This is a genomic window from Thioalkalivibrio sp. ALE21, from assembly GCF_003208255.1.
Lineage (GTDB): Bacteria > Pseudomonadota > Gammaproteobacteria > Ectothiorhodospirales > Ectothiorhodospiraceae > Thioalkalivibrio > Thioalkalivibrio halophilus.
The window spans coordinates 1-9107 of the sequence record NZ_QKMA01000034.1 but is presented as its reverse complement, the minus strand read 5'-3'; the positions used below and the strand labels follow the sequence as shown (position 1 = coordinate 9107).

Genomic DNA, 9107 nt, shown 5'->3' with positions numbered 1-9107 from the left:
GTCCGGTCTTCCACCTCGGTGCGCCGGCGGCGCCACTTGCGCACCGTCATGCGACTGATGCCGTAGCGCCGGGCCAGTTCCGGGTCGCTGACGCCGGCCGGCGCCTCCTGCAGTTCCTGCCGGATCCGGGGTGTGGTGCGGGCGTTGGAATGGATGGTACTCGCCATGCGGTCAGCCTCCCGTTCGCTCATCGGGCACAATACTCATCCACTCCCGGGCATGAAACAGGGGTGCCTTCTCTCGCGGTATGCAATCAGGCGAGACCTGACAATTACTTCTCCTAGCGGGAAATATCTTGCGGGCCAGCCAAATCAAAGCGTTTTTCCCGGGCAATTTCATTGGCAGGCTCCATTAGGGAAACGCTGAACTAATCGCTTCCGGTTGTCACTGACGAGCTGAAAGCCTCATTGTCGGACCGAAGGGCCGATTTATTTCGGTTTTCAGCTCACGATTGGTCGATTGCGGGGTGTTTGAGGGCCTTTCCCGGCCCCATCCCCGGCTTCAGAACACACCACCCCATCGATTGTGGAGCAATTGGCGGCGCGCCCGGTACAGATTGCCCAGCCCGAACAGCGTGAGCAGCTGCGCCTCGTTTTTCGCCAGCCCCTTGTAGCGCACCTTCCGGTAGCCAAAGATGGCCTTCAGGGTGTGGAACGGGTGCTCGCCCCGCGCGCGGATGCGCGACTTGGTCGTCTCCATCGCCTCGGCGAGTCGGCCGACCAGGCTCTTCGGCAGGGCCTTGCGCTCAGTGCGTTTCATCGCAATGAGCCACTGGACTCGCGCCTCCCGGCATTCCGGGCGCTTCTCGACACCCCGGTAGCCGGCATCGCCGAAGACGTGGGTCTCGTCACCATGGAGCAGCCGATGGGTCTGGGTGACATCACCGACGTTGGCCGCCGTGCAGGCCAGCGAGTGGACCAGCCCGGAATGGGCATCGGTGCCGGCATGGGCCTTCATGCCGAAGTACCACTGGTTGCCCTTCTTGGTCTGGTGCATGGCCGGGTCCCGCTTCTTCTCCGTGTTCTTGGTCGAGGGTGGCGCGGCAATCAGCGTCGCATCGACGATGGTGCCCTCGCGCAGCATCAGACCCTGCTCGGCCAGGTGCGCGTTGATGGCCTCGAAAATCTTCCGCGTCAGGCCGTTGGTCTCCAGCAGTCGCCGGAACTTGAGCAGGGTGGTCGCATCCGGCGCCGACTCGTGGCTCAGGTCGATGCCGACAAAACGCCGGATGGACTGGCTGTCGTAGATGGCGTCCTCGATGCCTTCATCCGAAAGGCCGAAGCACTGCTGGGCGATGTACATCCGCAGCATGCGCTCCAGACCCACCGGCGGGCGGCCCCGGCCGCGGCCCTTGGGATAGTACGCCTCAATCTCGGCCACCAGCGCCGACCACGGCGTGATGGACTCAATTTCCGCCAGGAAGCGGTCTCGCCGCGTGACCTTCTTCTTGTGCGCGTATTCCAGGTCCGAGAAGGTGGTCTGCATGCTCGAAGTCGCTCTGTCGCTGGGCCTGTTGCAATGATCGCACACTCGCGATCGGCAAGGAACTGGGCAACGCGGCGGAATAAATCAGTGTTTCCTTAGTGGCAGTAACACGCGAGACTTGCCACTCTCCTTTACTGCTTCCGCGACACACGCCTCCAGCACTTCTGCAGTCCTGTGGTGAGCGGCATCAACAAATACTGAACCATCAATAGCAAGAAGCTTTTCTTCCAAGAAGTTTTGAGCCTTCCTGCGGTCATAAACATGTCCGGAGTGAAGATATTGAATCACACACTGGTCAAATTTACTCATGTTACCGGTACCCTGAAAATGAAAAACATTCAACCAAAAGAATGGACTCTTGGGTGTAGCGCGCTATGACGCTACAAGACCACTCTGAAATCACTACATTGCAGTTCCCAGAAAATCTAGAGCCTGATTGGTATAGTCATCTCAGGAGTGCCAAGGAATGCGGCTTCAATTGGTAAGAAACTTAAAGTTCGGTTGCTTAGCTAAATCCGGGAATTTAGGAGTCGACTTCAATGAATTTGTCAGGACATTTTGCAGGCAGCGAAGGAACTCCGCATTTGTTCTTGCCTCCATCGCCCCCAGTGCGGGAAAGGGCGATCCAGTTGGATGCTTAGCCCGAAAGAATGGCGTCTCAAAAAAATATTCGATTGTCGGCACCCCGAAAGCTATGGTGTCCACCACTGTCGAGGAATAAGTGGAGATCGCGAGATCAGCTGTAACAGCCAGCAGCGCGGGTGCCTCATAGACGATCTCGACATTGGCACGATCCTCGATCAGCCGGCGCAAAAAGCCTACGTCCTGTATTGGGTGTGGTTTGATCCTCAGATGCCAGTCGCGACCGCTATCGTCCAAAGCCGAGACGATATCGTCGAGCAGCCGCACCAGATTGGCATGGGGCACGACATTCTCTTCTGGCGGTCGTCCAGGAGTTTCGCCACGGGTGAACAGCACCACTTCCAACCGCGTGCCGCGTGGATAGGTCCGACAATAAGGCGACTGGGCGACAAGATCGCGCCAGGCCGGAAACAGCAGTTGATACCCTGTCTCTACGCAGCGCGCCTTTCCCGCTTTTGCAATCACTGTCTGTGCGTGGCTCGCATTGAAAACCATAAGCCAGTTGCATTGCACCGGGGTTAATCCCCTGTCCTTTTTAATCACTGATGCACTCGAGACGTCATGCCGTAACTGGCGGAAAATCTGACGAACACCATGATATAGTCCGCCTCCCTCAGAAGTCGACTCCGGCAGGGTTGATAGCCCCATGCCTTCGTCATGAAGCGACTTGAAATATCCTAGGATCGGAATCTCGGCACTCTTAGCCTTGCGGACGAGCTGGTCGTTGAACTCTCCGTTCCCGCTCCCGACGGGCATCAGGTAGACGTTCTGACCAGCGGGTCTGCAAAAGGATTCGATCGCCTCGACAAGAGCAATTTCGTCGATCCTTTCCACATTCGCCACAGTCTCCTGCAGGAAGTAGAAAGCCGAGTCCTGCAACGTCGAGTGACCAACAAAGACCACTTTGTCGCTGACCCTGGCAACTAGTTCGACCAGCGAGTCAATACGCTCGATCTGGTGCTTTTCGGTCAGCCCGATCACAGACAGCACCCGCACCGGGCCCAGCTGCCTGCGAATCTCGGCCAGCGTTGCCGCGCTCTTGTCCAGCGCCTGAACTTTCGGGACGAAATTGACAATGTTCAGCACGCTCATTCTCCACGGAGCAGACGTATCTCGGCCATCACATGCTGTGGCACGTTTATTCCAAGTTCTGAAAATTCCGCCCAGGCCTTCTTCTCCGGATCACCCGGCACCATCACCCGCCTGATCTCCGGGTCGATGGCCGGTTCGTTGCGCACCCGCTCGGCCATCTCTTGCATTTCTGCCTTGAACTCTTCTACATCGCGGAAGGCGTCGATGCGCAGGGCGCAGTAGAACTGCCCCAGCTCGCGCTTCTTGCTCATCGGGTCGCCGAACATCTTGCTCACGTTGTTGCCATTGGGCATGCCGCTGAGCACGGCGCATAGGATGTCCACCATCATCGAGAGGCCGAAGCCCTTGTAGTCGCCAATCGGCAGCAGTTGTTCGGCCTTGTTCGGATCAGTGGTTTCATTGCCATCAGCATCGGCCACCAAGCCAGGGGGCAGGGTCTTGCCCGCTGCTGCCGCTGCTTTGACGGCATTGAAGGTGGTGCTAGTGGTGGCAGCATCAAAGCAAAATGGTGCTTCATCCCGCATCGGTGCCACCAGGCAGAGCGGGTTGTTGCCAAAGAACGCACGGCTGGACCCGGGCGATTTGACCCGAGCAGTGGCGTGGGTAAAGGCCATGCCGATCATGTCCTGCTCGGCGGCGGCGTGGGCGAAGTAGGAGAGCGCACCGCAGTGGCTGGAGTTGCGTACCGAAACGGCGCCGATGCCGCTATCCCGCGCCAGCTCGATGGCGTGCTTCATCGCCTCGACCCCGGCGGCGTGGCCGAAGGTGTGGTCGGCGTCGAGGGTGCCGGTGGCGGCGGCGGTGCGCTCGAAGACCATTTTCGGGTCCGGGTTTAGTCGCCCACCCTTGACCCCTTCCACATAGTGGGGCAACAGGCGAATACCGTGGGAGTCAACACCGCGCAGGCTGGTCCAGACCAGGCCGTCGACCACGGGGTGGATGATATCTTCGCGAACGCCGACCCGGGCCAGGGCCTCGTGGCCCATCTGGCGCAGGGTATCGGCGGAGATGTGTTTCACGTCGTCAGACATTGGTTCACCACGTGTTGGGCAAAGGGAATGGCGCAGGTAAAGGCCGGGGAGACGGCGTTGAGCACGTGCACGCTCCGGTCGTCACCCTCGATGACAAAGTCCATGACCAGCTGGTTGCTGTCGCGTTCGACCAGTTGGGCGCGGATGCCGGGCTGGCCACGCCGATGAAAACCCATCGCTTCGGCGCCTTCCAGCAGGGTGGCAGCGTCGGCCACCATGTGCGCGCGGCGCCGCTTGCGCAGCTCGTACCACGCCAGGGTGCGAAACTCGTTGCGGTTGGTGGCGAGCATGTGCAGCTCGCGCCCGGCCACTTCCAGCAGTTCCCGCAGGCGAAAGCCGCTGGGGCCACCGTAATGCTCGCGCCACAGGGCCGGGATGGCGGTGGGGCCGATCTTGGTGTGGCCGTCCACGGTTCGGGTGAAGTGGACACCGAGGAACGGGTGGCGCAGGTCGGGCACTGGGTAGATGTGGGTGCGCGGTGCTTCGGTGCCCCGGTCGGCGTAGCGATAGAGCCCCTTGAACGGCAGCAGGGTGTAGCGCAGGCCGAAGCCGAAGTCGTGCGCCACCCGATCGGCATAGAGACCGGCGCAGTTGATCACGGTGCCGGCCTGGATGCGCTCGTGGCCGGCCAGGACGGTATTGTTGCCGAAGTGTCCCCGGTAGGGGTGGCCGCAGAGCAGCGTGCCGCCAGCAGTGGTGAAGTCGGCCTGCTGGGCGGCCACCAGTCTGTTCGGGTCGACCGTGGCGGTGGACGGCACGAACAGCGCGTGGCCGACGGTGCGCGCCCGGGGCTCGATGGCGCGGGTCTCGGCTTCATCCAGCCGCTGGACCTCGACGCCGTTGGCGGCGCCCCGCTCTTCCAGCGTCGTGAGGCGGGCGTGCTCTTCTGCATTGCGAGCCACGATGAGCTTGCCGCAACGGTCCAGCGGCAGTTCGCGCTCTTCGCAGTAGGCCTGCCAGGCAGCATTGCCGTCGCGGGTGAAGCGCGCCTTGAGGCTGTCGGCGGTGTAGTAGATGCCGCTGTGCAGCACGCCGCTGTTGCGGCCGCTGGCGTGGCGGCCGAGACCGGCCTCCTTTTCCAGGACGGTAATGCTGGCACCGGGCTGGCGATGCTGTATTTCGCGGGCGATTGTGAGGCCAATAATGCCGCCCCCGATGATGAGAAAATCGGTCGTTGTCATGATCCGGCCATGGCCCGGAAAGCCTCGTGGCCTTCGACCAGTTCGTCGTAGGTGCCCTGAGCTTCCAGTTCGCCATGATTCAGCACATAGATCCGGTCACACTCACGCACGGTACTGAGCCGATGGGCGATCATGATGATGGTCTTGCGATGGCCAAGATTGTGCACCGCATCCATCACCGCCTTCTCGGTCAGGTTGTCCAGGGCGCTGGTCGCCTCGTCCAGCACCAGCACTTCCGGGTCGTGGTAGAGGGCGCGGGCGATGCCGATGCGCTGGCGCTGGCCGCCGGAGAGGCGCACGCCGCGCTCCCCCACCAGGGTGTCGTAGCCCTGGGGCATTTCGCTGACCACGAAGTTGTGCAGTTCGGCGATGCGTGCGGCGCGCTCCACGGCGGCCGGGTCGATCTGCTCCGGCGACACGCCGAAGGCGATGTTGGCCGCCACGGTGTCGTCGGTAAGGAAGATGCTCTGGGGCACATAGCCGATGTTGCGCTGCCAGGCGCGCACGGCCTCGCCGCTGACCGGCTGACCGTCGATCTTCAGGTGGCCCTGTTGCGGCTCCAGCAGGCCCAGGATGAGGTCGACGGCGGTGGTCTTGCCGGCGCCAGTGCTGCCCACGAGGCCGACAGTGGTGCGCGCCGGGATGGTGAGGCTGAGGTGGTTCAGCGCGGGCTGTTCGGCCTGCGGGTAGGTGTAGACGATACCGTCCATGGCGATGCTCTCCGTCAGTGGCAGCACCTCGTGGGTCTCAGCGCGCACCTTGGCGGTGGCGGAGGCGCCGGCCTGCTCCGTCTCTACCAGGTCGCGGTGCAGCGCCTCCAGGGCGGGCTGACCGAAGCGCAGTTTGGCCAGGGCGCCGTAGACCTGTTGCAGGGCCGGCATCAGGCGGGTACCGGCAAAGGCGTAGAGGGCGATGAGGGGCAGGACGTTGGCGAGTTCCCCCCCTTCCGCCGCCAGCAGGACCATCAGCAGGACCAGCATACCGCCGAAAACCAGCGCCTCCAGGGCGAAACGCGGCACCTGGTTGATGATCTGATTGCTGGCCTGGACACGGGAGAAGCGACTCGCCGGGCCGGCGAATCCACGGAGGTAGCCGTTCTCCAGCCCGAGCACCTTGACGTCCTTGATACCGCCGAGGGCCTCCTGGGCGATCTGGAAGCGTTCCTGGTTCGCCTTCACCCGCAGGGCACCAATGCGACCGATGTAGCGGCGCAGCACCCAGTAGATGAGGCCGTACGCCCCGCCCAGGACTAGTACGGCGAACACGGCCACCACTGGGTTGACCGCCACCACCAGCGCCACCAGGAAGATGGCGACGATACCGTGGGCGAGCAAGTTCACCGCCGGCATCAGGGCGTTATTGATAACCTGGCCGACCTCGGAGAGCACCGACTTGCCGAGGTCGGCGCTATGGCGATTGAGGAAGAAGCTGTAGGGCCGCCCGAGGTAGCCGCGCAGCAGACGGCTGCTCAGGGAGTATTCCCGCATGTGGGTGAAACGCGCCATGGCCCAGTGGGTCACCGCCTTGAAGGCGAGGCCGCCGACCACCAGCACAAAGACACCACCCCCGAGGAAGAGCAGGAAGGTGTCGGTGCTGGTGAAGCCGAGGCCGGTATAGACGGCGTTGAGGGAATCGTTGGTCTCCACCACCTCGGGATTGGCGACGACGGAGATGAACGGCATCACCGAGGCGACGCCGACGGCTTCCAGCAGGCCCATGACCAGCATCATGCCGAAGAGCAGAACGGCATTGCGGCGTTCGCGGGCATCGAGAAGGTCGCGGATTTTGCGGTAGGTTTCCAGCATTGGGTTCCTTCAGGATTCAGAGTTCGCGCACGCCGAGAGCGGCGGCCACCAGCCGATGTCGCACGGCACCAGGGCGACGTTGTGGCTCTTCTCCAGCACGCCGTAGTCGATGCTGATGTCGGGCATGTCCGGGAAGTGTCGTTCCACGACCGCCTGGGTCGGGGCCGCGTCGCCCCATTCGGCGACGATCCGGTCCAGCACGGCGGCGACGTCCGGGAGGTGGTGACGCACCTCGTCGAGGATCGTCCCGGTGCGCCAGACGAAGATCCCGGCGTTCCAGTAGTAGCCGCCCTCGGCCAGGGCGATGGCGGGGGCGGTGTTGCGGCCCACCGGCTCCAGCAGCGTGGCGTAGGGCTGCAGGGCGGTGTACGCCTCGCCGGTAGCGTGCTCGGCGCCGGTGACGACCAGGGTGTCGTCAGCGCCGATGAGGGGGTGCAGCCGCTGGATGGTCTCTTCCAGCAGGGTGCGCTCCCCTTCCAGCTTGAGGAACTGCTTGGGCAGCTGAAGACGCGAGAGCGGCCACAGGCGGGTGCCGCTGCCGCCGGCGAGGACGACGGCTTTGGTTGTGGGTTCAGGGTTTGGCGTCATCGTATGTCTGTAGGAGCGGCAAACTGGACGGTTGGAATGGTGACTCTCGGCAACTCCATGCGGGCGCATTGATTGCTTACAAATTCACGCCAGTATGGCCATACGTGGCAGCTGGCATTCCTCTGTGCAAAGGCTTCGAGCGCTTCCGGACCCGGGTCGGTATCGGTGTCGTACTCCGCAACAAATGTCGCCTCGATCTGCGCCAGCACACCATCGCTTTCTGCCTCACCGGCTTCGTGTTTCTCCGGGTCTTCCCCTTCCCGAGCGGGAGAAGCTGGCAACAAGCGCAGGCCCAGCCCGATGAACACCCGGAAGACATAATACGATGTCTCCGCCTCGCGGACTTCCATGAGATAGCTGCGTTCCACATGGTGCTTGAACTGCGGCTGGTATGCCTCGACGGGTGAAAACCGCGGGTCATGATCTTCCGCCAGCCAGGCACTGGACTGGCGCACGCTTACCCCGTGGATTCGCAGGCAATCGATGGCTGCTTGGATCGGGGAATCCGTCATACAGCTGGCGCCATCCACTTATCGGCTTTGCTGGAGTCGCCCGCGCCGATGTCATGGATGATTTGCGGGCAAGCCGTTGCAGCCTTGCCGCCGGGTCGGGCAATGGCGGGCTCTGCATGCCACTCGGCGAAAACCGTACGGGTTGGCGTCTGCACTCCGACGTAGTAGCTCAATACGGCGACGATCTGCTGGTTGAGGCTTACGCCTTCGTCTTCGGCCAGGGAGACCAGTGCGCGGTGCAGCGTTCTGGGCACCCGCAGTGTAATGCGCCCACTGAAGTCATCCGCGGGCGGCAAGGGCTGCGGCAGCGCGCGTCCGCTTTCCTTCAGCGCTGCCTCGGTGGTCTCGATGGTATCGATCGCGAGCTCGTAGGCCTCGTCGTGGGTGTCGGCGTATTCGACAACGTCCGGCAGCTCTCGTACCCGGGCCTCGAAGCAGGCTTCTCCCTCCTCGATAACCCGGCGTATCGTGATCCCGTAGTCCTGTGCGTTCATGACGTCTCTCCCTTCAGCCATTGGCTCAATTCCGGCTCCCGCTCCTCGAGCATCTTGCGGATGTTCCGGACATAAGCTGGCTTGATTTCAGGGTTTTTCCCGTGTCCGCATGTGTAGGAGGTCGAGTAGAAACTCGGCAGCCCGGCATGGGTGACCACCTTGTGGCCTGCTTTCTTCCCGTCGCGGACCTCGAAGCCCAGGGTTTCGAGCAACCGTCGCAATTCATCGCATCGCAGGGAACCGCCCGCACCCTGGAGCTGCTGCAGTACATCCTTTA

11 protein-coding genes are annotated in these 9107 nt (G+C 62.4%); all 11 read right to left on the bottom strand.

The annotated features are described in order from the left end of the window. Positions 1-191, bottom strand: a 191-nt coding sequence (locus D893_RS13430; protein ID WP_246863901.1) for a helix-turn-helix domain-containing protein, incomplete at its 3' end; no start/stop codon positions are given. A gap of 310 nt (positions 192-501) precedes the next feature. Further along, positions 502-1485 (bottom strand): IS5 family transposase, encoded by a 984-nt coding sequence (locus tag D893_RS13425; protein WP_110620059.1) that lies wholly within the window; start codon positions 1483-1485, stop codon positions 502-504. A gap of 84 nt (positions 1486-1569) precedes the next feature. Next, positions 1570-1794: a hypothetical protein gene (locus tag D893_RS13770; protein ID WP_146220564.1), complete on the bottom strand. Its 225-nt coding sequence runs from the start codon at positions 1792-1794 to the stop codon at positions 1570-1572. A 165-nt stretch (positions 1795-1959) separates the two neighbouring features. Then, on the bottom strand, positions 1960-3213 hold the full coding sequence (locus D893_RS13420) for a hypothetical protein (protein ID WP_110620058.1): 1254 nt from the start codon (positions 3211-3213) through the stop codon (positions 1960-1962). Between the two features lie 2 nt (positions 3214-3215). After that, on the bottom strand, positions 3216-4250 hold the full coding sequence (locus D893_RS13415) for an Ldh family oxidoreductase (protein WP_110620057.1): 1035 nt from the start codon (positions 4248-4250) through the stop codon (positions 3216-3218). After that, complete coding sequence (gene lhgO, locus D893_RS13410) at positions 4235-5431, bottom strand: L-2-hydroxyglutarate oxidase (RefSeq protein ID WP_110620056.1); 1197 nt, start codon at positions 5429-5431, stop codon at positions 4235-4237. Before lhgO ends, D893_RS13415 begins: the two co-directional genes overlap by 16 nt. Further along, positions 5428-7236, bottom strand: a complete 1809-nt coding sequence (locus D893_RS13405) for an ABC transporter ATP-binding protein (RefSeq protein ID WP_210434116.1) — start codon at positions 7234-7236, stop codon at positions 5428-5430. The genes lhgO and D893_RS13405 overlap by 4 nt, the downstream gene beginning before the upstream one ends. Before the next feature lie 9 nt (positions 7237-7245). Then, entirely contained in the window at positions 7246-7824 is a 579-nt protein-coding gene (locus D893_RS13400; RefSeq protein WP_246863939.1) for a sugar phosphate nucleotidyltransferase, read from the bottom strand. After that, positions 7821-8336 (bottom strand): hypothetical protein, encoded by a 516-nt coding sequence (locus D893_RS13395; RefSeq protein ID WP_110620055.1) that lies wholly within the window; start codon positions 8334-8336, stop codon positions 7821-7823. Before D893_RS13395 ends, D893_RS13400 begins: the two co-directional genes overlap by 4 nt. After that, positions 8333-8830: a toxin-antitoxin system HicB family antitoxin gene (locus D893_RS13390; RefSeq protein WP_244263459.1), complete on the bottom strand. Its 498-nt coding sequence runs from the start codon at positions 8828-8830 to the stop codon at positions 8333-8335. Before D893_RS13390 ends, D893_RS13395 begins: the two co-directional genes overlap by 4 nt. Then, on the bottom strand, positions 8827-9107 hold a 281-nt coding region (locus tag D893_RS13385), incomplete at its 5' end, for a type II toxin-antitoxin system HicA family toxin (RefSeq protein ID WP_348638902.1). The genes D893_RS13385 and D893_RS13390, both read right to left, overlap by 4 nt.

Bases quoted from the DNA above. Each gene is read 5' to 3' on its own strand.
- D893_RS13425 (WP_110620059.1), bottom strand. From the start codon at position 1,485: ATGCAGACCACCTTCTCGGACCTGGAATACGCGCACAAGAAGAAGGTC.
- D893_RS13770 (WP_146220564.1), bottom strand. From the start codon at position 1,794: ATGAGTAAATTTGACCAGTGTGTGATTCAATATCTTCACTCCGGACAT.
- D893_RS13415 (WP_110620057.1), bottom strand. From the start codon at position 4,250: ATGTCTGACGACGTGAAACACATCTCCGCCGATACCCTGCGCCAGATG.
- lhgO (WP_110620056.1), bottom strand. From the start codon at position 5,431: ATGACAACGACCGATTTTCTCATCATCGGGGGCGGCATTATTGGCCTC.
- D893_RS13405 (WP_210434116.1), bottom strand. From the start codon at position 7,236: ATGCTGGAAACCTACCGCAAAATCCGCGACCTTCTCGATGCCCGCGAA.
- D893_RS13400 (WP_246863939.1), bottom strand. From the start codon at position 7,824: ATGACGCCAAACCCTGAACCCACAACCAAAGCCGTCGTCCTCGCCGGC.
- D893_RS13395 (WP_110620055.1), bottom strand. From the start codon at position 8,336: ATGACGGATTCCCCGATCCAAGCAGCCATCGATTGCCTGCGAATCCAC.
- D893_RS13390 (WP_244263459.1), bottom strand. From the start codon at position 8,830: ATGAACGCACAGGACTACGGGATCACGATACGCCGGGTTATCGAGGAG.